Here is a 24951-nt window from a genome sequence, read left to right on the forward strand (position 1 = left end):
GCTAGTCGCCGACCCGGAAACCCACCTGGGCGGTCTGTCCGCCCTCGTCCAACACGCTGAGCTGGTAGTGGCCGGCATGCCGGAAGCTGTGGCTGAAGCGGGCTTCGGCACCGCTCTCCCCTATCGGCCGACCGTCGAGGAACCACCAGCGCCGGCCGCTGCCGCCCAGGGTCGACAGGCTCAGGCGCAGGGGCTCGGCGCTGCCGGCGGGGCGCCTCAGGCGGTCGCCGTCGCGCACCCCGACTATCGCCAGCGGCGCGACCTGGCCGAGCCGGTGCGGCGGGCAGCTCGGCTCCACCGCGGGCAGGCGCGCGCCGCGCCGTTCGCGGCGCGGCAGCCAGGGCTCCAGTGGCGCCGGCCACAGGGCGATGGCGTGGGCCTGCGCACCGGGACAGCCGGCATCCACGCGCAGCCCCGCGGCATTGACCCAGATCGTTTCAGACAGCCCCAGGCCCAGGGGTTGTTCCGTCGCCTGCAGGGTCGGCGGCGTGGTGCCGGCCAGGGTCCAGGCGAAGCGCTGGCGCCGGCAGTTCGGGTCGGCCTTGTCCAGGGGCTGGCCCAGGGGCCAGCAGATCGCGGCCACGCCGACCTCGTCCGGCTGCGGGTCGGCCGGCAGACCGATGCCGCGCTGGCTGTCCCGATTGGCCAGCAGGTCGTGCACCTGCAGCAGCAGCGGCGCGGCCGAGGCCAGACCGAACTGGCCGGGCACCGGGGTGCCGTCCGGGCGACCGATCCACACGCCGATGACATGGCGCGGCGCCACGCCTATCGCCCAGGCATCGCGAAAGCCGTAGCTGGTGCCGGTCTTCCAGGCCAGGGTCGGGCGCTGCAGCAGCTGCGCCCGGGCGTCGCGGTCCGGCCGCGCCTGGCCTGCGAGGATGCGCCGTACGATCCAGGCCGCACCGGGCGACAACAGGCGCCGCTCCCGCAAGGCATCGCCGGGCTGAAAGCGCGGACGCGCGGCCCGGCCGCCGCGGGCGAAGGCGCTGTAGCCGCCGACCAGGTCCTCCAGACGACTGCCGGCACCGCCGAGGATCAGCGCCAGGTTCGGCTCGGCCAGCGGCGGCAGGGCCAGGGGCACCCCGACATGCCGCAGTTCGCCGGCGAAGCGCTTGGGCCCGTAGGCCTCCAGCAGCTGCACCGCCGGCAGGTTGAGCGAGCTGGACAGCGCCTGGCTGGCCGACACCGCGCCGCTGAAGCCGGCGGAAAAATTGCTCGGGCGGTAGTCGCCATAGCGCCGCGGCACGTCCTGCAGCAGCGACTCGGAATGGATCAACCCGGCGTCCAGGGCCATGCCGTAGAGGAAGGGCTTCAGGGTCGAGCCCGGCGAGCGTAGCGCGGCGATCATGTCGACATGGCCGAAGCGCTCGGCATCGCCGATATCCACCGAGCCCAGGTAGGCGCGCACCGCCATGCTCGGCTGCTCGACCACCAGGATCGCCGCCGAGGTACGCTCCGGCAGGCGTGCCCGCCAGCCCAGCAGCAGGTCCTCCAGGCGGCGCTGCAGCGCGGCGTCTATCGTGCTGCGAATCAGCGCCGGGCTGCCGGGGCGGTTCAGCCGCCGCGCCAGCAGGGGCGCCAGACGCGGCTGGCGGCGCGGCGCCAGCAGCACCGCCTCCTCCAGGGCATCCTCGACCGTCCCCCGGGGCCACACGCCGAAGTCGACCAGGCGCGCCAGCACCTTGTCGCGCGCCGCCCGGGCCCGCTCGGGGTGCCGATCCGGGCGCAGGCGGCTGGGCGCCTGGGGCAGCACCGCGAGCAGGGCCGCCTCGGCGCGGGTCAGGCTGGCCGGCGACTTGCCCAGGTAGCTCCAGCTGGCCGCTGCCACGCCCTGCAGGGTGCCGCCGAACGGCGCGCGGTTGAGGTAGAGCGTGAGGATCTCGTCCTTGGACAGGTGCCACTCCAGCTGCGCGGTGCGCCACAGCTGCTTGAACTTGCCGGCCAGCGAGCGGGAATGGGGATCGAGCAGGCGCGCCACCTGCATCGACAGGGTGCTGCCGCCGGACACCACCCGCCCGCCGGCCAGGTTCTGCCAGGCGGCCCGCGCCAGGGCCAGGGGGTTGACCCCGGGATGGCGATAGAACCAGCGGTCCTCGTAGGTCAGCAACGCCTCCAGGTAATAGGGCGACACTTCGCCCGGGCTGACCGGGTAGCGCCACACGCCCTCGCCATCGGCGAAGCGCCACAGCGGCGTGCCGTCCTCGGCCAGCACCACCCGGGCCTGGTCGTCCCCGGGCAGGGGCAGCGGGAACAGGCGGTCGGCCGACCACAGCAGCGCGCCGAACAGCACCGCGGCCATCGGCCAGCGCCGCGACCGGGCCCAGCCACTCAGGCGCGGCATGCCGGGCTCCCTGACCGTAGGCGGTGCCGCGTCCGCAGCCCCACGAACCGCCGCGCCGACGCGCCAAGGCAGGGCGAAGCCTGGCACACTAGCGGCCATTCGCGACGAGGCTGCGGGCGGCAATCCGGCCGACGTCTGCACTTCACCAGGCTCATGGGAACGCTTGCATGCATGTAGAAGGCTTTTTCGAGTGGCTCGGCCAGGCGCTCGGCACCCTGATCCGCTTCGTCGTCGAGGCCTTGAGTGGCGTCTTCGGCGTACTCGGCGACGCCGTCAGCGGCTTTATCGGCGGTCTGTCCAAGGCCCTGGGCATCACGCCGTCCGTACTCGGCATCCTGGTACTGGTGATCGGCCTGTTGTTGCTCTACGCCGCCGTGCGCGCCTTTCTGCGCCGCGCCATCCTCATGGGGGTCGTCTGGCTGCTGCTGGGCCTGTGGCTGCTCGGCGGCCTGATCGGCTGACTCGGCCTGCAGGCCCGCCGCCGCGGCGGCGGGCCTGAACCTCCTCAAGGCTCCTCGACCACCAGGCGCCCCGGCGTCTCGCCGAGGGCCTGCCAGTTCGGCCGGTACATCGACTCCACCTGCGGCGGCGGCACCAAGTAATTGCCGGGGGTGACGGCGCGCGCCAGGTACAGCAGGTGCGTGCCCTCGTAGGGGCTGACGTCCAGCGCCGCGACGTAGCGGTCGCCGCGGAACTCCTGGTGCTTGATCCGGGCATTGGCCATCGACCTCTGCCAATCCTTCACCGCGCGGCCGGCATCGGCCAGGCTCGCGGCGCTCTGCGCCAGGTTCTGGTTCTCCAGCTCCAGGCCGGCAGGCAGCAGGTCGACCACCAGGGCATCCGGCACCCGCTGCTTGGCCTCCACCAATAGGTGTACCAGCACCAGTTCGCCGCTGCGCAACCCGTCCAGCGCCAGCGGCTGGCCGTCCATACCGAGGTACTCGCGGAAGATGTGCATATTCTCACCGCCGGCGGCCGGCGCCTCGACCGGGTAACCGGACAGGGTCAGTTGCTGGTACAACGGCTCGTCGCCGGTCTGGCTCAGGCTCAGGGGCGCGGCCAGCTCGGCGCCGTCCAGCTTGATGCCCGGCCGGGTATCGCTCAGCGCGAACGCGAAGGCCCCGCTCTCGAGCCCGGCCTGCCAGGGCGACTCGGGCTTGCCGAGCAGGCTGCGTCCGGCCAGGTACAGGGCGTTGCGCTCCTGGGTCGACAGCCAGCGCTGACCGGCCACTTCGTCGGCCAGGGCGAACAAGCGCTGCTCGCGGCTGCCGGCGGCCAGGTCGTGCTCTTCGAGCAGGGCGAGGATCAGTGCCTGGTCGCGCAGCGCGCTGCCGTAGTCGCCCAGCCAGTGGCGATTGTCGCGACTGTGGGCCAGGCCGGCGGCCAGGGCCTGCTCGGCCCGCGGCCCATCGCCCATCTTCTGCAACGCCACGGCCAGGTGCACCAGGGGCAGCCCGGACTGGGCGTCGCCGCGGCGCTCGAACAGGCTGCGCAAGGCGCCCAGCGGCGCCTGCTGGCTGCGCGCCAATACGTAACCGGCATAGGCCTGCACGGCGAAGCGGCTGTGGCTGGCGTCGTCGCTGTAGCCGACCTCGATCAGGTTGCGCTCCTGCAGATAGCGCAACAGCCGCTCGCTGGCCTTCTTCAGCGCCTCGCCCGGCACGCCGAAGCCCTGCTCGCGGGCGCGCAGGAGGAAGTCGGTGACATAGGCGCTGAGCCAGTACTCCTCGTCGCCGTCGGCGCCCCACAGGCCGAAGCTGCCGTTGTAGCGCTGCATGCCCAGCAGGCGCTCGATGCCCAGCTCGATGGCACGCCGGCGCGACGCCTCCGGCTCGGCCTCCAGGCCCAGGCGCGCGAGGCTCGCCGCGTCGGCGTAAAGCGACGGGTACAGGCCGCTGGCGGTCTGCTCCAGGCAGCCGTAGGGGTAGGCCTTGAGCGCGCGGATCTGCTCGCCGAGGTTCAGCGGCGGCCGACTGGATACGGCCAGCAGCGCCTCGCGCCCGGCCGGCTCGAAGGCCTCCAGGGCGCCGGCCGGCAGGCTCCAGGGCTCGCCCTTGAGTACGCTGCGGAAGTGCCGCCGCTGCGCCGGATAGGCCGGCCGGATGCCCAGGGTCCACTCGCGGCGCAGCGGCGCCAGCGCCTCGTCGGGCAGCGCCAGCCCCTGCACCTCGACAGCGATCCGCCCCTGGCCGTAACCGCCGAGGGCGCGCACCGGAATGCGCAGGATGCTGCGCTCGCCTGCTTGCAGGCCGATGCTGCGCTCGGCGTCGGCCGCCTCGGCCAGGCTCAGCTGGCCCTCGGCCACGATCCGCACCTGCAGTTGCTGGGCCTGGCCGGAGAGGTTGTTGAGGTCCAGCGCCAGGCGGGTCTGATCGCCGCCGGCGAGGAAGCGCGGCATCGACAGCTCGGCGATCAGCGGTGCGGCCACCACCGTCTGGGCCTCGGCCATGCCGTAGCGCTCGTCGCTCCAGGCCTGGGCCATCAGGCGCAGTTCGCCGTTGAAGTCGGGGATATCCAGGCTGACCTCGCCCTCGCCCCGCTCATCCAGCAGCAGCGGCTGGCTCTGCAGCGCGACGATCAGCACGCCGGTGTCCGGGCGCTTGCCGCCGGCCGCCAGCGCCGCGTCGCCACCGAAGGCCAGCTTGGCCAGCCGCCCCTGGCCGGCCTCGATCAGCTGGCCGTACACGTCCAGCTGGTCGGCGCCATAGGCCTTGCGGCCGAATAGCGCGGCGAAAGGATCGGGCGTGGGGTAGTCGGTGATATTGAGGATGCCGGCATCCACCGCGGCCACCAGCACCTGCACCCGCTCGGGCAGGCTGCCGTCGGCGTTGCGCGCCTGCACCTTGATCGTCAGCGGCTGGTTCGGCCGCATCTTGTCCGCCGCGGTCAGGCTCAGCGCCAGCTTGCGCGGCGCCCGGTCCAGCGGCAGGTGCAGCAGGCCGACCGCACGCTTGGGCGTGGCGCCGCTCTGCGGCTCGCCGGGGCGGATCACCAGGGCGCTGACGTACAGGTCGTGGCGCGCCCAGTCCCTGGCGAGGGGGAGGTCGAACGCCTGGCCCTCGGCCGGCACCTCGATCTCCTGCCACCACAGCGGCCCGTCGCTGGACTCGACCAGCAGGTAGCCGCGGCCCGCCGCCGGCGGGGTCACCGTGATCCGGGCCGTGTCGCCTGCGGCGTAGGCCGGCTTGTCCAGCGCCAGCTTGACCTGGTCCGGGCGCACCGCGCCGCCGTCGGCGTTGTCCTGCCAGCGGTAGCCGGCCCAGAAGCGCTGGCTGCTGAGCAGGCCGGTGTCGGCGTCGACCACCTCGACCCGGTAGGGGCCCCACTCCACCGGGAAACCGACCTTCGCCGTGGCCCCGGCCGCGACGCGCAGCGGCTGCTCGCTGAGGGTCAGGTACTTCTCGTTGTAGTGATGGCTCCAGCCGTCGCTGTCGGAGAAGCGCCAGTAATAGTCGCGGCGCTCGCGGACCAGGCGCACGCGGAGTCGATCGGCCGCCAGCTTGTTGCCGGCGGCGTCGGCCACCAGCACCTCGAACTCGGCCAGGCTGCCGGCATCGACTCGCTCGCCGTCGAACAGCCCGCGCAGGCCCGGCAGGCGTTCGGCCGGCCACACCGGCTGCACCAGGCGACGGGTGATCGGCCGACCGCCGGACTCCTGCAGGCTGGCCTGGAGAATCAGCTGCAGCGGCGACTTGGCCGCCGCCCAGCGGCTGTCGATGGCCAGGCGGGCCTTGCCCTGCTCGTCCAGCGTGGTCTCGTCCAGCTCGATGTCCTGGCTCAGCTCCTGCTCGGTCAGCGAGCCGAACTGGTAGCCCGGCAGGCTCGCCACCGCCTCGCGCAGCGGGCGCACGTAGAGTTGGCCGCCGAGACGGTTGCCGGCGGCCGGCGCCCCGTACAGGTAGCGACCGCTGACCGCGAAACGGGCCGCCTCGGCCGGCGCCAACGGCGTGTCACGGCCCTCGAGCTCCAGGGCCAGGCGTTCGGGGAGGAAATCCTCGACGGCGAACTCGTACAGCTGCGGCTTGCCGTCGCCCAGGTCGAACAGCAGCTGCCAGCGCCCGGTCGGCGCCTCCTCGGCCAGTGCCAGCTGGTACTGGTAGAGGCCGGACGCATCCGCCTGCCAGACGAACTTGCGGCTGACCTGGGCGTCCGGCCGGCGCACCTCGACGCTCACCGGCTGCGCCGCCACCGCGCGGCCGTCGGCATCGCGCAGCAAGGCATTGAGCAGCACGGTCTCGCCGGGGCGATAGAGATCCCGCGGGCCGAACACGAAGAACTGCAGCGGGTGCGCCTTGGGCCCGGCGATGTCGAACTCGGCCAGGTCCAGCGCCGGGCCGCCGAGCCGCAGCAGGCTGGTCTGCCCCTCCTGCCGGGCCAGCAGCAGCTCGGCCCCGGCCGGCAGCGGCAGCTCGGCATGGCCGGCGGCGTCGGTCTTGCCTTCGGCCAGCTGCCGGCCCTGGTCATCGAGCAGCTGCAGCGCGATTCCGGGCAGCGCCCGGCCGCCGGCCAGGGCCTGGGTGAACACGTCCAGGCGATCGCGGTAGCGGTGCGCCGACAGGCCGATGTCGCTCAGGCTGAACAGCGTGGCCGGCTGCGAATAGCCGTAGCTGCCCGCCTCGCGCATCACCGCCAGGTACACCCCGGGCTGCTGCAAGGGCGCCAGGCCGGCGATCGGCAACAGCAGGGTCTCGCGGGTGTTGCGCGCCGGATCGAGGCGGAAGCGCCCGCCGTAGACGAGCTCGGCCATCGGCAGCAACTGCTGCGCCTCCCAGGTGTCGAGGTTGCTGCTGCGCCCCCACTTGCCGAGGAAGCGCGGCAGCGCCTGGTCCTTGATGCGGAAGAACTCGACGTTGACCTGGTCGACGTTCAGGGCGATCACCGGCAGACCCTCGGCCAGCCGGGTCGGCAGCAGCGAGCCACGGCTGGCGAAGCCGACGCTGGCCTGCAAGTCGCGGGTCTGCAGGCGACTGCTGTATTCCTCGGCCAGTTGCGCGCCATTGAGTCCCTGCAACCCGGCATCCACGGTCAACACCAGCTTGCGCTGCGGCTCCAAATGGCGCAGGCGCAGCTCCATCAGGCTGTCGGCCAGCTCCCAGGCACCGTCGACCTTGCCGGTCTTGCTGTCGACCAGGTGCAGGCGCGCGGCGAAGTCCTGCTCCGGCTCCAGCGGCGCGGAGAAACTCACCGATAGCGTGCTGGCGCCGTCCAGCTGGACCTCGGAGACGTCCACCACCTTGAGCTCGCGGCCGGCATAGCGCGCGGCCAGGGCGCCGCGGTCGAGGCCTGGCGCGGCGGCGGGCCGGCTGGCGAGCGCGGTCTCCGGCGCGCTGGCATCGACCTGCGGCGGCTCGGTGGCCGAGTCGCAGGCGCCGAGCAGGCCGAGAATAAGTGCCAGAAACAGTCCTTTGTACGGCATTGCGGGCTCCGATCTTGCGGGTGCAGAAGCCGCACACTATAGCCCCCGCGCCCCCGTGGGGCTAACCGGCGCGCGGCAAAATGCTCAGCCGCGCACAGGGCGCCCGGTACCCGGGCGTATGGCCTTGCGTATACTGCGCCGCTGTACCCGGAGCCCCTATGTCCCTGTTACGCGATGCCTGGCGCCATCGCCCGACCCACCGCCGGGTCTGGGCACTGGCGGCGCCGATGATCCTCTCCAACCTGTCGGTGCCCCTGGTGGCGCTGGTCGACAGCGCCGTGGTCGGTCACCTGCCCCATGCGCACCAGCTCGCGGCGGTGGCGGTCGGCGCCAGCCTCTACACCCTGCTGGTGTGGAGCGTGGGCTTCCTGCGCATGGGCAGCACCGGCTTCGCCGCCCAGGCCGCCGGGCGCGAGGACGGCGGCGCGCTGCGCCAGGTGTTGCTGCAGGGGCTGCTGCTCGGCGGCGGCCTGGCGCTGCTGCTGAGCCTGCTGGCGCTGCCCCTGGGCAGCCTGGCCCTGGGCCTGATGCAGCCCTCGGCGCAGCTGGACGAACTGGCCCGCGGCTACCTGCAGATCCGCCTGCTCGGCCTGCCGGCCGCCCTGGCCAGCTACGCGCTGATCGGCTGGCTGCTCGGCACCCAGAATGCCCGCGGGCCGCTGGCCATACTCTTGACCGCCAACCTGCTCAACGTCGCCCTCGACCTGCTCTTCGTCCTCGGCCTGGGCTGGGGCGTGGCCGGCGCCGCCTGGGCCTCGGTGCTCGCCGAGTGGAGCGGCGCACTGCTCGGCCTGTACCTGGCCCGACGCGCCCTGCACCGCTACGCCGGGCGCATCGACTGGCCGGCGCTGCGCCGCTGGGCCAGCTGGCGGCCGCTGCTGGCGGTCAACCGCGACATCTTCATCCGCAGCCTGGCGCTGCAGTCGGTGTTCTTCCTGGTCACGGTGCAGGGCACCCGCCTGGGCGACGCCACGGTGGCGGCCAATGCCCTGCTGCTCAACGGCCTGCTGCTCACCGCCCACGCCCTCGACGGCCTGGCCCATGCGGTCGAGGCGCTGTGCGGCCATGCCCTCGGCGCCGGCGACCGCCAGGCGCTGCGCCGCAACCTGCTGGTCGCCGGCGTCTGGTCGTTGCTGGCGAGCCTGGGCTTCGCCCTGTTCTTCCTGCTGGCCGGGCACTGGTTCATCGCCCTGCAGACCGATATCGCCCCGGTGCGCGCCACGGCGCTCGCCTACCTGCCCTACCTGGCGCTGCTGCCGCTGCTGACGGTGTGGAGTTACCTGCTCGACGGCCTGTTCATCGGCGCCACCCGGGCGCGGGAGATGCGCGACGCCATGCTCCTGGCGCTGCTGCCGGGTCTGGCCCTGGGCTGGGCGCTGCAGCCCCTGGGCAACCACGGCCTGTGGCTGGCCTTCCTCGCCTTCATGCTGCTGCGCAGCCTCAGCCTGGGCGGCTATGCTTATCGCCTCAGCCGCGACGACGCCTGGTTCGGCAGGCAGACGCACGTGCGCGAACGCCCCGCCGACTGAGCACAATTCATTCGCCCCACCGAGAAAGGATCCCCCGATGGCCGCCGCGCTCGCCGCCTACCTGCACTACCTGGCGATCTTCGCCCTGTTCGCCCTGCTCACCCTGGAACACCGCCTGCTCCGGCTGCCGCTGGACCTGGACAGGGCGCGCAGCCTGGTGCGCATCGATGCGGCCTACGGCCTCAGCGCCGTGCTGGTACTCGTCACCGGCGGCGCCCGGGCCCTGTGGTTCGCCAAGGGCCTGGACTACTACCTGCACAACGCCCTGTTCCACGCCAAGCTCGGCCTGTTCGTGCTGGTCGGCCTGCTGTCGATCGTGCCGACGGTGCAATTCCTGCGCTGGCGCGCGCCGCTCAAGGCCGGCCAACTGCCGCAGCTCGACGCGAGCCAGGCCCGGCGGCTGACCCTGGTCATCCGCCTGGAACTGCTGCTGGTGCTGCTGCTCCCGCTGCTGGCCGCGCTGATGGCCCGCGGTTACGGCTTCTTCGGCTGACCGACGGCTGAAACGAAAACGCCCGGCACGAGCCGGGCGTTGTCATTGGGCGGCGAGATTTCAGGACGCCAGGTAGGACGAGCGGGTCAGGCCCAGCCGCAGGGCGTCGAGGAACTGGGTGCGCTCGCGGGCGCTGATCTTGGCGCTGGCCACCTTGTCGCGGTAGTGGGTCATCAGCTCCTCCGGCGACAGGTGCACGTAGCGCAGCATGTCCTCGATGGTGTCGTGGGTCTCGATGCCGGCGCTGTACACGCTGCCGTCCTGGTTCTGGTAGATGTTCACCGAGTCGGTGTCGCCGAACAGGTTGTGCATGTCGCCGAGGATCTCCTGGTAGGCGCCGACCAGGAAGATGCCCAGCAGGTAGTCCTCGCCCTCGCGCACCTCGTGCACCGGCAGGCTGGTCTCGATGCTCTGCTCGTCGACGTACTGCTTGATCTTGCCGTCCGAGTCGCAGGTCAGGTCCTGCAGCACGGCGCGGCGCAGCGGCTCCTCCTCCAGGCGGTTGAGCGGCAGGATCGGCAGCACCTGGTCGATGGCCCAGGTGTCCGGCAGGCTCTGGAACACCGAGAAGTTGCAGATGTACTTGTCGGCCAGCTTGTCGTTGAGCTCGTCGAGCACCTGGCGATGGGAGCGCTGGCGCGCCTTCAGCGAGTTGTACAGGCGCCGGCACAGGGCGAAGTAGCACTGCTCGGCCAGGGCCTTTTCGCGCAGGCCGACCTTGCCCTCGGCGTACTGCGCGGCCACGTCGCTCATGTAGTGGGTGGCGCGCCAGTAGGTCTCGGTGACCATCTCGATGTCGGTGTGGCCGAGCAACTCGACCAGGTACTGCACGGTCTCCGGCAGGCTGGCCTTGTCCTCGATCAGCGGTACCTCGTCGTTGTGCTTCTCCACGTCGGTGACCTGCACCACCAGCATGGCATGGTGCGCGGTCAGCGAGCGGCCGCTCTCGGAGAAGATATGCGGGTGCGGCAACTCCTGGGCGTCGCAGAACTCCTTGAGCATGCCCACCACCACGCCGGCGTAGTCGTCCATGTCGTAGTTGATCGAGCTGGCGTTGCGCGAGTGGGTGCCGTCGTAGTCGACCCCCAGGCCGCCGCCGACGTCGACGTGGTCCACCGGCAGGCCCAGGCCGCGCAGCTCGCCGTAGTAGCGGATGGCCTCGCGGAAGCCGTGCTGGTAGTCGGCCAGGTTGGCGATCTGCGAGCCCATGTGGAAGTGCAGCAGGCGGATACCCTGGTCCAGGCCGGCGCCGCGGAAGCGCTCGACCACCGACAGCAGCTGCGCCGCCGACAGGCCGAACTTGGACTTCTCGCCGCCGGTGTCGGCCCACTTGCTCGAGGCCAGGGAGGACAGGCGCACGCGCAGGCCGATCTGCGGGGCGACCTTGAGCTCGGCCGCCTCCTCGATCACCAGCTGCACCTCGGATTCCTTCTCGATGACGATGAACACGTTGTGGCCGAGCTTCTGCCCCATCAGCGCCAGGCGGATGAACTCGCGGTCCTTGTAGCCGTTGCAGACGATGGTGCCGCCCTTCGGCGCCAGCGCCAGCACCGCCAGCAGCTCGGGCTTGGAGCCTGCCTCCAGGCCGATGGAGACGTTCTGCGTGGCGATGATGTTCTCCACCACCGCCTCCTGCTGGTTGACCTTGATCGGGTACAGGGCGGTGTACTGGCTCTGGTAGCCCAGGCGCGCGATATTGGCGTCGAAGGCCCCGGTCAGCTGGCGCACACGGTCCTGCAGGATGTCCGGGAAGCGCACCAGCAGCGGCAGGCTCAGGCCGCTCTCGCGCAGCTCCGCGACCTGGGCGAACAGGTCGATCGGCGTGCTGTCCGGGCCGTTCGGGCGCACCTCGACGCGGCCGCTGTCGTTGATCGCGAAATAGCCCGCGCCCCAGTGGCGAATGCCGTAGACGCTGCGGCTGTCCGCGACCGTCCACTGGCTGCCGTCATCTTTGCGTGTGCGTCGTGCAGACATCGAGTTCTCCCTTGCTAGAGATAAGAGCCGGGGATCAGCCCGGGCAGCAGCAGATTAGAGTGAGGAAATGAGCATTGCCCGGCAGTCGACCCGCGACCTGCCGAGAAAGTTTAGAAGACCCGGGACGAGGGACCGGCTAACCGCCGGACTTCTTCGCCTGGAAGCCGCGTTTGAGCAGTTCGTCGAGGAGCAGTTGGACGTGATCGCCCTGGATCTCGATCACCCCGTCTTTCAGCGCCCCCCCACAACCGCAACGCTTCTTCAGCGCGCTGGCCAGCTCCTTGAGCGCATCCTCGGCCAGGGCCACGCCGCTGACGGTGGTTACCGTCTTGCCGCCGCGGCCCTTGGTTTCGCGGCGCACGCGAGCGATACCGTCGCCGACAGGGATCTGGGTCTTGTGGCAGATGCAGGCGTCCACCGGCTGGCCGCAATCCGGGCAGTGCCGGCCGCCGTCGGTGGAGTACACCAGGCCGCCGAGGGCGGCGAATGACGAGGCTTTCTTGACCACCGGCTTGTCCTCGTAGGGGTCAGGATAGCGACTGGCTGATAGCAATCAGCCGCGAAGCCCCACTCTGGCAGGGGCAGCGCAGCCCAGCTGGACGGCTCGGGCTTAGAGGGCGCGCAGTGTAAAGGCAAACTCCGCCGCTGCTAAGTACAAAATTGCGCCAGCATCCGACAGATTGGCGACGCCGTCCAACATAGCGCACGACAGTGCAACGCTATGTTGCACAGTCGACCCGCGACAGCCCCCTTCAGCTCGCCAGATAGCGCCGCAGCGCCTCCAGCGAGTCCGGGCAGTAGGGTTTCTCGAGGGCCTCGGTCAGGGCCTGGTGCGGCGCCATGAAGTGCGCCTCCAGCACCTCCTCCGGCTGCAGCACCAGGGGCGCATCGGAGACCGCCGAGAACACCGCGCACCACAGGCGGTTGTCCGCCTGGTCGAAGAAGAAGCGCTCGTGCTCGCGCAATTCGACCCCGGCGATGCCCAGCTCCTCCGCCAGCTCGCGGGCGGCGGACTCGGCGTAGCTCTCCTCGGCCAGCACCATGCCGCCAGCGGCCACGTCCCAGTACCCCGGATACAGCGCCTTGCTCAGGGTGCGCCGGTGCACGCACAGCAAGCCTGCGGAGTTGAACAGCAGGATGAAGGTGCCGCGGCCGATCAGGCCGCGCTCGCGCAGCTCCGCCCGGGGCAGGCTGCCGAGCGGCCGGTCGTCCGCATCGACCCAGGCGATCCGCTCGGCATCGGAGGCGGCGCGGTGCGCCGCCTCGGCGTCGGACAGGCCCATCGCTAACCCTGGCTCAGCAGGGTGCGCAGGTCGATGATCGCCGCGTTGGCCCGCGAGATGTAGTTGGCCATCACCAGCGAGTGGTTGGCCAGCAGGCCGTAACCGCTGCCGTTGAGGATCATCGGGCTCCACAGGGTCTCCTGGGCGGCCTCCAGCTCGCGGATGATCTGCCGCAGGCTGATGGTGGCGTTCTTCTTCGCCAGCACGTCGGCGAAGTCCACCTCGATGGCGCGCAACAGGTGCGACAGCGCCCAGGCCTGGCCACGGGCCTCGTAGAACACGTTGTCGATCTGCATCCAGGGTGTCTCGTAGATGCCCTCGGCGATGCCGCCGGTGCCTTCCTCGGCCAGGGCCGGGTCCGGCAGGTCGGTGTTCAGGCGCACCTGGCCGACGCTGGCCGACAGGCGCTGGGACAACGAGCCGAGGCGGGTGGCGGCGTCGCCCAGCCAGTTGTTGAGGTTGTCGGCACGGGTGTAGAACTGCGCGCCGGGCTTGGCCGGGTCGGCCAGGCGGGCCAGGTAGCGGTCCAGCAGCTTGATCCCTTCGCGGTACTCCGACTCCGAGGCCGGCAGTGCCCAGCTCTTGTTGTCGAAGTTGAAGCGCGGCTCGGCCTTGGCCAGGTCGACGTCCTCGGTGGATTGCGACTGCGAGCGGGCGAAGTCCTTGCGCAGCGCCCGCGACAGGTCGCGCACCTGCACCAGCACGCCGTACTCCCAGCTCGGCATGTTGTCCAGCCACAGGCCCGGCGGGGCCAGGTCGTTGGCCAGGTAGCCACCGGGCTTGTCCAGCAGGGTGCTGGCGACCCGCTTGAGGGTCTCCACCGTGGTGTAGCCATTGACCATCTGCCGCCCGCTGCTCTGCGCCGCGGCCTGGGCCTGCAGTTGCACCGGGAACAGCTCGGGCTCCTGGCTCCAGTACCAACCGACCACCAGCGCCAGCAGCAGATAGAGACCGATCAGGCTGCCCAGTGCCCGGCCGGCCCAGCCCCCGGCAGATTTCCTGGGCGCGCGCTCGCCCGAGTCTTCGAGGCTGTCGCGTACACCAGCAGCGCCCTTCTTCCAGTCCAGCATGGCAAAGTCCTTCATCTACGGCATTCGAGTGTTCGACCACAACCTCAGGGAAAGTTGGGCGACGGCCTCGCACTATAAGGGAAGCATAGGCCGCCGCGCAGCGCCGACCGGCAAACTTAGCGCCGTCGTCCGTCCGGCCTCCCGGCTCGACAGGTTGCCATATGTGATCGGCGGCACTGGCGTACCAATCTTTCGGTGATAGCATTCAGCCATCCGCCATCCAGGCCACACCAGCCGAAGAGTCAGGGATATGACCGAGCACACCGACCCCGGCCGCGATCAGCTCAAGCAACACTTCGCCCAGCGCGTGATCAACCAGGCGCGCCAGGTGCTGGAGGTCTGGCAACGGCTGCAGCGCCAGGACTGGAACGAGGCACGCATGCACGAGTTGCGCGAGGCGGCGCTGCTGCTGCAGCGCTATGCCGAACGCTTCGACCAGGCCGAGCATGCGCAACTGGCCGAGGCTGTCGGACATTGCATGCACGTGGCAGCCGACAACCATGGACGCCTGACCAGCGAGCTGATCGGCGAACTCAACCGACTGATGCAGCAGCTGTCACGTACCGGCCTGCGCCACGGCGACCGTTTCGAGCAGACCTTTCTGCCACCGCTGCGCAAGCCGGTCTACCTGGCCCTGCAACACCTCGAACGCGCCGAGCACCTGGCCCAGCAGCTGGCGTTCTTCGGCATGTCGGCGCAGCCCCTGGACAGCGCCAACGCCTTTCGCGCGGCCATGCTCGAACGCCACCCGGCGGCGATCCTCATGGACGTGCACTTCTCCGGCCCGGGCGCCGGCCTGCACCTGGCCGCCGCGGTGCAGCAGGGCCTGGAACAGAAGATCCCGCTGCTGTTCTGCGCCCCCGAGGACACCGACACCCCGACCCGCCTGGCGGCGGTACGCGCCGGCGGCCAGGAATTCCTCACCGGCAGCCTGGATGCCTCCGGCCTGCTCGAGCGCATCGAGGTGCTCACCCAGGTCGCCCAGTACGACCCCTACCGGGTGCTGATCATCGACGACTCCCGGGCCCAGGCCACCCACACCGAGCGGGTACTCAACGGTGCCGGCATCCTCACCCGTACCCTGACCGAGCCGATCCAGGCCATGGCCGAGCTGGCCGAGTTCCAGCCCGACCTGATCATCCTCGACATGTACATGCCCGGCTGCAGCGGCACCGAGCTGGCCAAGGTGATTCGCCACAACGACCGCTACGTCGGCGTGCCGATCATCTACCTGTCCGCCGAGGACGATCTGGACAAGCAACTCGACGCCATGAGCGAGGGCGGCGACGACTTCCTCACGAAGCCGATCAAGCCGCGCCACCTGATCGCCACGGTGCGCAACCGCGCCGCCCGTGCCCGCCACCTCAAGGCACGCATGGTGCGCGACAGCCTCACCGGCCTGTACAACCACACCCACACCCTGCAGCTGCTCGAAGACGCCCGCTACCGCGCCCAACGCGACGGCCAGCCGCTGAGCTTCGCCATGCTCGACATCGACTATTTCAAGAGGGTCAACGATACCTATGGCCACCCCATGGGCGACCGGGTGATCAAGAGCCTGGCGCTGTTCCTCAAGCAACGCCTGCGCAAGACCGACCATATCGGCCGCTACGGCGGCGAGGAGTTCGCCGTGGTCATGCCGGACACCGATGCCCGGGCCGCGCAACAGGTGATCGACGGCATCCGCCGGCGTTTCGCCGAGATCCATTACCCGGCCCACCCTCAGGACCTGTCCTGCACCTTCAGCGCCGGCATCGCCGAACTGCGCGACGACATGGACGGCAAGCACCTCTCGCAGCAGGCCGACGAGGCGCTGTACCGGGCCAAGCACGGTGGGCGCAACCGGGTCGAGCGGTACGTCGCCGACTGAGCCGCCGGCGCAACCGTGACGCGGCGCATGCTGTCATAACGCCGTCATGAAAACGCAATAACTTCAGACCCATACGGGTCGCGCCCAAGGCCGCCCGCCCCATCGTCCACCGGTCGAGCCCCATGCGCCTGAAGTCACTCACCAACCTCAACACCCTGCTGCTGGTCGCCGTGTGCATCGCCCTGGGCGCCGCGCTCTGGTGGTCGCAGCGCGCCCTGGAGCGCCCCTACCTGCTGATGGAGCGCTACCTGAGCCTGTCGCAACAGTTCCAGCAGGAGGTCGCCCGCAACATCCTCGATTACCTCGACAACGGCGACGCCCTGCGCCACAGCAGCGCCCTGCAGGCCCTCGACAGCCTGGAGCCGGCCATTGCCGCACTGCCGCCGCAACTGGCCGAGGACCTGCGCCCGAGCCTCGTCGAGTTGCGCGGCTTCAGCGCCGCAGAACTGCTGGCCGCCGGCAAGCTGGCCGGCGACCCCCAGGGCTTGCTGCTGCAGGCCGAACGGGAAATGGCCGGCGCCCTGGAACAGCTCGCCCAGTACGCCGACGGCGCCGATGCCGGCGCGGCCCTGGCCTACCGCCGCCCGCTGTTCGACGCGGCCCAGCACCTGGCGCGCCTGGCCCACGCGCGCAACAAGCTGGTCAGCAGCGGCCGCGGCGAACTGATCGCCGCCGTCGAGCGCGAGCTGGCCGCCCTGCGCCGCCAGGCCGAGGCGCTGAATGCCCTGCCACTGCTGGGCGTGGTCGACGACGGCGCCTCGGCCAGCGACGGCTTCGCCGCCCTGCTCGGCCTGGACAGCGACAGCCAAAACGCCCAGGCGCAAGACCGCGGCATCGCCCTCAAGCGCGACTTCGCCAGCCTGGTCGGCCGCTACCCGGCCGAGCTGCAGCGCACCCAGACGCTGATCGGGCAACGCGGCGAGCTGATCGAGGCCACCCGCACGCGGGTGGATAAGGTGCAGCAGGCCCTCGCCGCCCTGGAGCCGCTGGTGCGCGCCGAGCACGGCCGCATCCAGGGCGAGGTGCGCCTCATCCAGGGCCTGATGATCGGCCTGATCCTGCTCATCGCCCTGACCATCGACCGCATTCAGCGGCGCCTGACCCTGTTGCTCGAACAGTTGGTGCCGGCCCTGTCATCCTGGGCCCAGGGCGACTTCGGCGAGACGGTGCAGCTGGACACGCGCATCCGCGAACTGGGCGATATCGCCGAGTCGCTCAACCGCCTGCGCCGCTATCTGGTCGAGCTGGTCGGCACCATCCGCCAACACGCCGAACAGGTCGCCGGCTCCAGCCGCACCCTGGCCGACCTCAGCGGCGGCCTGCATGCCGGGGCCGAACGCCAGGCCGGCGACACGGCGCAGATTCGCGACGCCCTCGGCGAGCTGGAGGCGACCATCGTCCAGGTGGCCGGCGACGCCAGCCAGGCCGCCGATGCCAGCCGCGACGCCGATCGCGCCCTGGGCCAGGGCCAGCAGGTCATCGGCCAGAGCCTGGCCGGCCTGCACGCCCTGGTCGGCGAGGTGCAAGGCAACGCCCAGGCCATCGAGTGCCTGGCCGAGGAAACCGCCACCATCGGCAACGTGCTCACGGTGATCCGCGGCGTCGCCGAGCAGACCAACCTGCTGGCCCTCAACGCCGCCATCGAGGCGGCCCGCGCCGGCGAGGCCGGGCGCGGCTTTGCCGTGGTCGCCGACGAGGTGCGTTCGCTGTCGCAGCGCACCGGCAGCGCCACCGCCGAGATCCAGGAACTGATCGGCCGCCTGCAGCAGGCCGCACGCCAGTCGGTGGACGCCATGCGCGCCCAGGTCGAGCACGCCGAAACCACCGCCAGCCAGGCCGAGGCCGCCGACGGCGCCCTCGACGAGATGGTCAAGGCGATCCGCACCATCGCCAGCATGGCCGAGCGCATCGCCGATGCCACCGCCCAGCAGCGCGGCGCGGCCAGCGGGATCCGCGGCCACAGCGAGCGCATCCACCAACTCGGCGGCGACAACCTGCAGCGGATCGGCGCCGCACGCCTGCAGGGCGAACAGCTGCTGCACCTGGGCGAGCAGTTGCATACCGCGGCGCAGGCGTTCCGCCTCTAGTCACGCGCCGTCGGCGCCACGGACACGACCGCTTACAGCCTGCATCTGCACCCTGGCCACGGCCTTGGTTATGATGCAGGCACCGATTCGTGACGAGACGCCCCATGCACCGCCTGCTCTGCCTGCTCCTGCTGCTGTTCACCCTGCCCGCCGGCGCCGGCCTGCTCGACAGCCGCCCCGCCGCCGCCCCGCTGGGCGCGGCGCTGAACAACAGCGCGGACTTCCTGCCGGTGCGCGAGGCCTTCAAGCTGAGCCTGGTCGACAGCTCGGCCGACTCGCTCAGGCTGCGTTTCGTCGCCGCCGACGGCTACTACCTCTACAAGCACCGCTTCAAGTTCGCCAGCGCGCCGGCCGATGTCGGCCTGGGGGCGGCGCGGCTGCCAGCCGGGCAACCCAAGACCGACGAGTACTTCGGCGACGTCGAGGTGTACTACGGCGTGCTCGACGTCGAGTTGCCGCGCAACGCCGCAGACGGCCGGCCGTTCGATCTGCAGGTCACCTACCAGGGCTGCGCCGACAAGGGCCTGTGCTATCCGCCGGAAACCGAGACCCTGGCCATCGACGGCGGCCAGGCGGGCGACGGCACCTCGGGCGCCGCGGCCTCCGGCTGGCGCTGGACCGACCTGGCGCTGTTCTTCCTCGCCGGCCTGGGCCTGACCTTCACCCCCTGCGTGCTGCCCATGCTGCCGATCCTCTCGGGGGTGGTGCTGCGTGGCCGCCCGAGCAACCGCCGGGGCCTGGTGCTGTCGCTGGCCTATGTGCTGCCGATGGCGGCCTGCTATGCGGCCCTGGGCGCTTTGATGGGGATGTTCGGCGCCAGCCTGAACCTGCAGGCCATGCTGCAGTCGCCCTGGGTGCTGGTGCCCTTCGCCACCTTCTTCGCCCTGTTCGCCCTGGCCATGTTCGGCCTGTTCGAGTTGCGCCTGCCGGCCTTCATACGCGAACGCCTCGACCGCAAGGCGGCGCAGACCCGCGGCGGCACAGTCGCCGGTGCGGCCACCCTCGGCGTGCTCTCCAGCCTGATCGTCTCGCCCTGCGTCACCGCCCCGCTGACCGGCCTGCTGCTGTACATCAGCAGCACCGGCGACGCCCTCGGCGGCGGCCTGCAGCTGTTCGCCCTGGGCCTGGGCATGGGCGCCCCGCTGGTGCTGATCGGCGCCGGCGGCGGCGCGCTACTGCCCAAGAGCGGCGCCTGGATGACCGGGGTGCGCAACCTGTTCGGCGTGATGCTCCTGGCGGTCTCCGTCTGGCTGCTCGAACGGGTACTGCCCGGGCCGCTGGCCCTGGCCCTGTGGGGCCTGCTGGCCGGCGGCGCCGCGCTGTTCCTCGGCGCCCTGGAGTTCGGCCCGAAGAGCCACGTGCAGAAGCTCGGCCAACTGGCCGGTCTGCTCCTGCTGGTCTACGCCCTGGCCAGCTGGACCGGCGCCCTGCAGGGCCAGGACGACCCGCTACGCCCCCTCGGCCGCCCCGCGCCCCCGGCTGGCGCCCTGGCCAGCCAGGCCGAGGCCGGCCGCTGGCAGACCGTCAGCAGCCCCGCCGAACTGGATACCGCGCTCGCCTCCGCCCAGGCCGACGGCCAGCCGTTGCTGCTCGACTGGTACGCCGACTGGTGCATCAGCTGCAAGGTGATCGAGCGCGAAGTGCTCAGCGCCCCGCAGGTGGACAGCCAGCTGGCCGGCTTCCGCCTGGTACGCTTCGACATGACCGACAGCACCCCGGCCCAGCGTGCCCTGCTCGACCGCTATCAGCTGTTCGGCCCGCCGGCGATCCTGCTGTTCGATCCCAGGGGCGACGAATGGCTGGACCTGCGGGTGGTCGGCGAGGTGGACGCCGTCACCTTCGCCGCCCGCCTGCAGCAGGCCCGCGAACGCCTCTGACGCTTCCAGTCATATATCTGCCGCAAACTACTGACATCGTGTCGACTATTGCCGACAACTGGACAGCCCCGCGCCCTCTCCGGCATAGTCGCGCGCAGCGCAGAAAACCTTAGGAGCACGATCATGGCCACCTTGCTGGTATTGCACGGGCCCAACCTCAACTTGCTGGGCAGCCGCGAGCCGGGCGTCTACGGCGCCACCACCCTGGCGCAGATCAACCTCGACCTGGAGCGCCGTGCCCGCGAAGCCGGCCACCACCTGCAGTACCTGCAGAGCAATGCCGAGTACGAGCTGATCGACCGCATTCACGCCGCGAAGGACGAAGGTGTCGACTTTATCCTGATCAATCCCGCCGCTTTTACCCATACCAGCGTCGCATTACGTGACGCGTTGCTGGCGGTGAGCATCCCATTCATCGAAGTGCACCTGTCCAACGTGCACAAACGCGAACCTTTCCGCCATCACTCCTACTTTTCCGACGTCGCGGTAGGAGTGATCTGCGGCCTTGGCGCCAGCGGCTACCGCCTGGCCCTGGAGGCCGCGCTCGAACAACTTGAACGGCCCTGACCTCACCTGGGAGTGGAGCAACTATGGATATTCGTAAAGTCAAGAAACTGATCGAACTGCTGGAAGAGTCCGGCATCGACGAGCTGGAGATTCGCGAAGGCGAAGAGTCCGTGCGCATCAGCCGCCACAGCAAGCAGGCCGCCATCATGCAGCAGCCGGTCTATGCCCAGGCGCCTGCGCCTGCCGCACCGGCCGCCGCGCCGGCTGCCCCTGCCGCCGAAGCCGCCGCACCGGCCGCGCCCAAGCTGAACGGCACCGTGGTGCGCTCGCCGATGGTCGGCACCTTCTACCGCGCCTCCTCGCCCACCTCGGGCAACTTCGTCGAAGTCGGCCAGAGCGTGAAGAAAGGCGACATCCTCTGCATCGTCGAGGCGATGAAGATGATGAACCACATCGAGGCCGAGACCAGCGGCGTGATCGAATCCATCCTGGGCGAGAACGGCCAGCCGGTGGAATACGATCAGCCCCTGTTCACCATCGTTTGAACCGGGGAGAGCCTGCGATGTTGGAAAAAGTCCTGATCGCCAACCGCGGCGAGATTGCCCTGCGCGTGCTGCGCGCCTGTAAGGAACTGGGCATCAAGACCGTGGCGGTGCACTCCACCGCCGACCGCGAACTGATGCACCTGGCCCTGGCCGACGAGTCGGTGTGCATCGGCCCGGCGCCTGGCGCCCAGTCCTACCTGAACATCCCGGCGATCATCAGCGCCGCGGAAGTCACCGGCGCCACCGCCATCCACCCCGGCTACGGCTTCCTCGCGGAAAACGCCGACTTCGCCGAGCAGGTGGAGAACTCCGGCTTCGCCTTCATCGGCCCCAAGGCCGAGACCATCCGCCTGATGGGCGACAAGGTCTCGGCCAAGGAGGCCATGATCAAATCCGGCGTACCGGTGGTCCCCGGCTCCGACGGCCCGCTGCCGGAAGACGAGGAGACCGCCCTGGCGATCGCCCGTGAAGTCGGCTACCCGGTGATCATCAAGGCCGCCGGCGGCGGCGGCGGTCGCGGCATGCGCGTGGTGCACAAGGAAGAGGACCTGATCAAGTCGGCCAAGCTGACCCGCAGCGAAGCCGGTGCGGTGTTCGGCAACCCGATGGTCTACCTGGAGAAGTTCCTCGGCAACCCGCGCCACGTGGAAGTCCAGGTGCTGTCCGACGGCCAGGGCAACGCCATCCACCTGGGCGACCGCGACTGCTCGCTGCAGCGCCGCCACCAGAAGGTCCTGGAAGAAGCCCCGGCCCCGTTCATCGACGAACGCGCGCGCGCCCAGGTCCTCGACCGCTGCGTCAACGCCTGCATCGAGATCGGCTACCGCGGCGCCGGCACCTTCGAGTTCCTCTACGAGGACGGCAACTTCTACTTCATCGAGATGAACACCCGCGTCCAGGTCGAGCACCCGGTCACCGAGATGGTCACCGGCGTCGACATCGTCAAGGAGATGCTGAGCATCGCCGCGGGCAACAAGCTGTCGATCAAGCAGGAAGACGTGGTGATCCGCGGCCATGCCCTGGAATGCCGGATCAACGCCGAAGACCCGGACAACTTCATGCCCTGCCCGGGCAAGGTCAAGCACTTCCATGCCCCGGGCGGCTTCGGCGTGCGGGTCGACTCGCACCTGTACAGCGGCTACAGCGTGCCGCCGAACTACGACTCGCTGATCGGCAAGCTGATCACCTACGGCGCCAGCCGTGACGAGGCGCTGGCGCGCATGCGCAACGCCCTGGACGAGATCGTGGTCGACGGCATCAAGACCAACGTGCCGCTGCACCGCGAGCTGGTCATCGACAAGGGCTTCTGCCAAGGCGGGGTGAACATCCACTACCTGGAAAAGAAACTGGGTATGGACAAGCACTGACGCCGCCGCGTCGACGCACAAGGGCTGCCCACGGGCGGCCCTTGTCATTTCCGGTCCCGGCGGAAACCGTCGCGGCGACAGCCGGCGCGGTGGAAGCCGGTCCGGTGGTCGAGTAAGCTTGCCCGCCAATCGCACCACGCCCCATCGCGCAAGAGGTTTCCCCATGCCCTGGCTGCAAGTCCGTCTCGCCATCACCCCGGAACAGGCGCAGACCTACGAGGACGCCCTGCTCGAAGTCGGCGCCGTCTCGGTCACCTTCATGGACGCCGAGGACCAGCCGATCTTCGAACCGGACCTGGGCACCACCCCGCTGTGGTCGCACACCCACCTGCTGGCGCTGTTCGAAGCCGATACGGACGCCAACAGCCTGCTCGCCCACCTGCAGCTGCTGACCGGCGGCGCCCTGCCCGAGCACCAGATCGAGCGGATCGAGGACCAGGACTGGGAGCGCAGCTGGATGGACGGCTTTCAGCCGATGCGCTTCGGCCGCCGCCTGTGGATAGTGCCAAGCTGGCATGCCGCCCCCGAGCCGGACGCGGTCAACCTGCTGCTCGATCCGGGCCTGGCCTTCGGCACCGGCACCCACCCGACCACGGCCCTGTGCCTGGAGTGGCTGGATGCCCAGGAGCTGGCGGGCTGCAGCGTGCTGGACTTCGGCTGCGGCTCCGGCATCCTGGCCATCGCCGCCCTGCTGCTGGGCGCCCCCCAGGCCGTCGGCACCGACATCGACCCCCAGGCCCTGGAGGCCTCCCGCGACAATGCCGGGCGCAACGGCATCGATCCGGCACGCCTGCCCCTCTATCTGCCGGCCGACCTGCCACCGCAGCCGGCCGACGTGGTGGTCGCCAATATCCTCGCCGGCCCCCTGGTGGGCCTGGCCCCGCAGATCACCGGCCTGGTCAAGCCGGGCGGCCGCCTGGCGCTGTCCGGCATCCTCGCCGAGCAGGCCGAGGAGGTCCGCGCCGCCTACAAGGACGCCTTCGACCTCGACCCGACCGCGAGCAAGGACGGCTGGGTACGCATCAGCGGCGTGCGTCGCTGATGCGTCGCCCTGCTGCGTTGCCAGGCACTTGCGTTAGACTGATCGCCCCGCCACATCCGCTCGCAGGCCGCCGGATCACCGCATGACCGAGACGTTCGTCACCCAGTGCCCCCATTGCCGCACCAGCTTCAGGGTCAACCAGGCACAGTTGGGCGCGGCCCATGGCGTGGTGCGCTGCGGAGCCTGCCTGCACGTGTTCAATGCCGCGCAGCAGCTGCGCGGGCAGGGTCATGACCTGGCCGACACCGTGCCCACCCAGGCGCCCCCCGCCAGCCCCGCGAGCGCGGCGCAAGCGCCCGCCGGGTCGAGCGAGCCGGCCGAAGCCGCCAAGAGCGACGACCGGACGCCGCCCAGTCCGGCCAACGCCACCCTGTGGATTCATGACGATCTGGATCTCGACAGCCTCGACCTCGATGAGGAACTGGCCAAGCTGGAAGAACAGGAGCAGCAGCTCTCCCAGCAATTCAGGGCCCTGGAGCAAGCCCCCCGGTACGCCGAGGCTTTTCGCCCGCTGAGCCCTCACGAGCCGGTGGCGGATGACGAACAATGGGCCGAGGCGCTGCTGCGCGAAGACGCCGCCAAGACCGCGCCAGACCCGAGCCCGAGCGCACCGCAGCACCTGCCGGAGAGCAGCCAGGCGCCCCTGGCGCCTCCCCCTCAGGAGCATGCCAGCCCCGCGCCGCGCCAGGAGCCGCGACTCGAACCGGGCGAAGAGGATACGGCCGCGGCATCGCCGGACAAGGACGAGCCTCGGCTGAGCGCCACGCGCGACGAGCCCGACGCGGAGCTAGAGGAAGACGAACCAGCCGCCGAGCCCGCAGGCAAACATGCTCGCAACGAGCCCGAGCTGCGCGACGAACACCTGTTCGAGCTGGACGACGAACCCCTGCAACTGGACTGGCAGCCACCGCGCACGCCCTGGGCCCGCTGGTTCGGCTGGGGCCTGCTCAACCTGATCGCCGCCGGCGCCCTGGCCGGTCAGTACCTGACCTACCACTTCGAGGAACTGGCGCGCCAGGACCAGTACCGCCCCTGGTTCGAGCAACTGTGCCCGAGCCTCGGCTGCACCCTGCCGTCCAAGGTCGACATCGAGCAGGTCAAGAGCAGCAACCTGGTGGTGCGCAGCCATCCGCAGTTCAGCGGCGCCCTGGTGGTCGACGCGATCCTCTACAACCGCGCGCCCTTCGCCCAGCCCTTCCCGCTGCTGGAAATGCGCTTCGCCGACATCAACGGCCAGCTGCTCGCCAGCCGCCGCTTCAAGCCCAGCGAATACCTCGCCGGCGAGTTGGCCGGGCAGGCCGAGATGCCGCCGCAGACCCCGATCCACGTGTCCCTGGACATCCTCGACCCGGGCACCCGGGCGGTGAACTACAGCCTCAGCTTCCACTCCCCGGAGTAGCGCCGAGCCCGGAGCACAGCTTCCAGCCCTGTCAATCTAACCCTTGGCGATAAGGCCGCAGCTGTTCAGAATTTGTTCAAAACAGCCTTTATCCGGTCACCCAGAGCGGGTATTATTCCCAGCCTTTTCGCACTCTCCTATTGGTCTCAAC

General features: G+C 70.2%; 17 protein-coding genes. 11 read left to right on the plus strand and 6 right to left on the minus strand.

Features of this window, described 5'->3' with window-relative positions; all coding sequences use genetic code 11:
- Window position 1: 1 nt before the first annotated feature.
- Complete coding sequence (gene pbpC / locus ACSX1C_RS12690; RefSeq protein WP_439889414.1) at window positions 2-2299, minus strand: peptidoglycan glycosyltransferase PbpC; 2298 nt, start codon at window positions 2297-2299, stop codon at window positions 2-4.
- Between the two features lie 209 nt (window positions 2300-2508).
- On the opposite strand from pbpC, the gene ACSX1C_RS12695 reads away from it, so the two are divergent.
- Window positions 2509-2802, plus strand: coding sequence for a hypothetical protein (locus tag ACSX1C_RS12695; RefSeq protein ID WP_439886414.1), 294 nt, complete (start codon window positions 2509-2511; stop codon window positions 2800-2802).
- Window positions 2803-2846: 44 nt separating this feature from the next.
- Here ACSX1C_RS12695 and ACSX1C_RS12700 read toward each other — a convergent pair whose 3' ends face one another.
- Window positions 2847-7757 carry an alpha-2-macroglobulin family protein gene (locus ACSX1C_RS12700; protein ID WP_439886415.1) on the minus strand — a complete coding sequence of 1637 codons (4911 nt, stop codon included), beginning with the start codon at window positions 7755-7757 and terminating at the stop codon, window positions 2847-2849.
- A gap of 158 nt (window positions 7758-7915) precedes the next feature.
- On the opposite strand from ACSX1C_RS12700, the gene ACSX1C_RS12705 reads away from it, so the two are divergent.
- Together ACSX1C_RS12705 and ACSX1C_RS12710 are read left to right on the plus strand one after the other, a co-directional pair.
- Entirely contained in the window at window positions 7916-9286 is a 1371-nt protein-coding gene (locus ACSX1C_RS12705; RefSeq protein ID WP_439886416.1) for an MATE family efflux transporter, read from the plus strand.
- A gap of 37 nt (window positions 9287-9323) precedes the next feature.
- A complete protein-coding gene (locus ACSX1C_RS12710) occupies window positions 9324-9779 on the plus strand; it encodes a DUF2214 family protein (protein WP_439886417.1) in 456 nt (151 codons plus the stop codon).
- Window positions 9780-9839: 60 nt separating this feature from the next.
- Here ACSX1C_RS12710 and speA read toward each other — a convergent pair whose 3' ends face one another.
- The 4 genes from speA to ACSX1C_RS12730 form a co-directional block, all read right to left on the minus strand.
- Entirely contained in the window at window positions 9840-11753 is a 1914-nt protein-coding gene (gene speA, locus ACSX1C_RS12715) for an arginine decarboxylase (protein ID WP_439886418.1), read from the minus strand.
- A gap of 136 nt (window positions 11754-11889) precedes the next feature.
- Window positions 11890-12261 (minus strand): translation initiation factor Sui1, encoded by a 372-nt coding sequence (locus ACSX1C_RS12720; protein WP_439886419.1) that lies wholly within the window; start codon window positions 12259-12261, stop codon window positions 11890-11892.
- Between the two features lie 244 nt (window positions 12262-12505).
- Window positions 12506-13036, minus strand: coding sequence for an NUDIX hydrolase (locus ACSX1C_RS12725; protein WP_439886420.1), 531 nt, complete (start codon window positions 13034-13036; stop codon window positions 12506-12508).
- A 2-nt stretch (window positions 13037-13038) separates the two neighbouring features.
- The gene (locus ACSX1C_RS12730) at window positions 13039-14121 is read right to left on the minus strand and encodes a DUF2333 family protein (protein WP_439886421.1); all 1083 of its coding nucleotides are present in this window, start codon (window positions 14119-14121) and stop codon (window positions 13039-13041) included.
- Between the two features lie 235 nt (window positions 14122-14356).
- Here ACSX1C_RS12730 and ACSX1C_RS12735 point away from each other — a divergent pair, with 235 nt between their 5' ends.
- The 8 genes from ACSX1C_RS12735 to ACSX1C_RS12770 all read left to right on the plus strand — a co-directional run bounded on the left by ACSX1C_RS12735 (window position 14357) and on the right by ACSX1C_RS12770 (window position 24800).
- Complete coding sequence (locus ACSX1C_RS12735; RefSeq protein WP_439886422.1) at window positions 14357-15976, plus strand: diguanylate cyclase; 1620 nt, start codon at window positions 14357-14359, stop codon at window positions 15974-15976.
- Between the two features lie 122 nt (window positions 15977-16098).
- Window positions 16099-18063: a methyl-accepting chemotaxis protein gene (locus ACSX1C_RS12740; RefSeq protein ID WP_439886423.1), complete on the plus strand. Its 1965-nt coding sequence runs from the start codon at window positions 16099-16101 to the stop codon at window positions 18061-18063.
- Window positions 18064-18167: 104 nt separating this feature from the next.
- Window positions 18168-19940 carry a protein-disulfide reductase DsbD gene (locus tag ACSX1C_RS12745; RefSeq protein ID WP_439886424.1) on the plus strand — a complete coding sequence of 591 codons (1773 nt, stop codon included), beginning with the start codon at window positions 18168-18170 and terminating at the stop codon, window positions 19938-19940.
- Window positions 19941-20063: 123 nt separating this feature from the next.
- Entirely contained in the window at window positions 20064-20507 is a 444-nt protein-coding gene (aroQ, locus tag ACSX1C_RS12750) for a type II 3-dehydroquinate dehydratase (RefSeq protein WP_318644899.1), read from the plus strand.
- A gap of 23 nt (window positions 20508-20530) precedes the next feature.
- Window positions 20531-20992 (plus strand): acetyl-CoA carboxylase biotin carboxyl carrier protein, encoded by a 462-nt coding sequence (gene accB / locus ACSX1C_RS12755; protein ID WP_318644898.1) that lies wholly within the window; start codon window positions 20531-20533, stop codon window positions 20990-20992.
- A 17-nt stretch (window positions 20993-21009) separates the two neighbouring features.
- Window positions 21010-22359, plus strand: coding sequence for an acetyl-CoA carboxylase biotin carboxylase subunit (accC, locus tag ACSX1C_RS12760; RefSeq protein ID WP_439886425.1), 1350 nt, complete (start codon window positions 21010-21012; stop codon window positions 22357-22359).
- A 163-nt stretch (window positions 22360-22522) separates the two neighbouring features.
- A complete protein-coding gene (prmA, locus tag ACSX1C_RS12765; RefSeq protein WP_439886426.1) occupies window positions 22523-23401 on the plus strand; it encodes a 50S ribosomal protein L11 methyltransferase in 879 nt (292 codons plus the stop codon).
- Window positions 23402-23483: 82 nt separating this feature from the next.
- Window positions 23484-24800, plus strand: coding sequence for a DUF3426 domain-containing protein (locus ACSX1C_RS12770; protein WP_439886427.1), 1317 nt, complete (start codon window positions 23484-23486; stop codon window positions 24798-24800).
- Window positions 24801-24951 lie beyond the last annotated feature (151 nt).

The organism is Pseudomonas sp. MBLB4123 (assembly GCF_051904775.1).
Lineage (GTDB): Bacteria > Pseudomonadota > Gammaproteobacteria > Pseudomonadales > Pseudomonadaceae > Aquipseudomonas > Aquipseudomonas benzenivorans_B.

What these genes read in the sequence shown, in the direction of transcription:
- ACSX1C_RS12745 (WP_439886424.1), top strand. Translation starts at nt 18,168, where the DNA reads ATGCACCGCCTGCTCTGCCTGCTCCTGCTGCTGTTCACCCTGCCCGCC.
- accB (WP_318644898.1), top strand. Translation starts at nt 20,531, where the DNA reads ATGGATATTCGTAAAGTCAAGAAACTGATCGAACTGCTGGAAGAGTCC.
- speA (WP_439886418.1), bottom strand. Translation starts at nt 11,753, where the DNA reads ATGTCTGCACGACGCACACGCAAAGATGACGGCAGCCAGTGGACGGTC.
- ACSX1C_RS12740 (WP_439886423.1), top strand. Translation starts at nt 16,099, where the DNA reads ATGCGCCTGAAGTCACTCACCAACCTCAACACCCTGCTGCTGGTCGCC.
- pbpC (WP_439889414.1), bottom strand. Translation starts at nt 2,299, where the DNA reads ATGGCCGCGGTGCTGTTCGGCGCGCTGCTGTGGTCGGCCGACCGCCTG.
- ACSX1C_RS12710 (WP_439886417.1), top strand. Translation starts at nt 9,324, where the DNA reads ATGGCCGCCGCGCTCGCCGCCTACCTGCACTACCTGGCGATCTTCGCC.
- ACSX1C_RS12695 (WP_439886414.1), top strand. Translation starts at nt 2,509, where the DNA reads ATGCATGTAGAAGGCTTTTTCGAGTGGCTCGGCCAGGCGCTCGGCACC.
- ACSX1C_RS12730 (WP_439886421.1), bottom strand. Translation starts at nt 14,121, where the DNA reads ATGAAGGACTTTGCCATGCTGGACTGGAAGAAGGGCGCTGCTGGTGTA.
- ACSX1C_RS12705 (WP_439886416.1), top strand. Translation starts at nt 7,916, where the DNA reads ATGTCCCTGTTACGCGATGCCTGGCGCCATCGCCCGACCCACCGCCGG.
- ACSX1C_RS12770 (WP_439886427.1), top strand. Translation starts at nt 23,484, where the DNA reads ATGACCGAGACGTTCGTCACCCAGTGCCCCCATTGCCGCACCAGCTTC.
- accC (WP_439886425.1), top strand. Translation starts at nt 21,010, where the DNA reads ATGTTGGAAAAAGTCCTGATCGCCAACCGCGGCGAGATTGCCCTGCGC.
- ACSX1C_RS12700 (WP_439886415.1), bottom strand. Translation starts at nt 7,757, where the DNA reads ATGCCGTACAAAGGACTGTTTCTGGCACTTATTCTCGGCCTGCTCGGC.
- ACSX1C_RS12725 (WP_439886420.1), bottom strand. Translation starts at nt 13,036, where the DNA reads ATGGGCCTGTCCGACGCCGAGGCGGCGCACCGCGCCGCCTCCGATGCC.
- ACSX1C_RS12735 (WP_439886422.1), top strand. Translation starts at nt 14,357, where the DNA reads ATGACCGAGCACACCGACCCCGGCCGCGATCAGCTCAAGCAACACTTC.
- aroQ (WP_318644899.1), top strand. Translation starts at nt 20,064, where the DNA reads ATGGCCACCTTGCTGGTATTGCACGGGCCCAACCTCAACTTGCTGGGC.
- prmA (WP_439886426.1), top strand. Translation starts at nt 22,523, where the DNA reads ATGCCCTGGCTGCAAGTCCGTCTCGCCATCACCCCGGAACAGGCGCAG.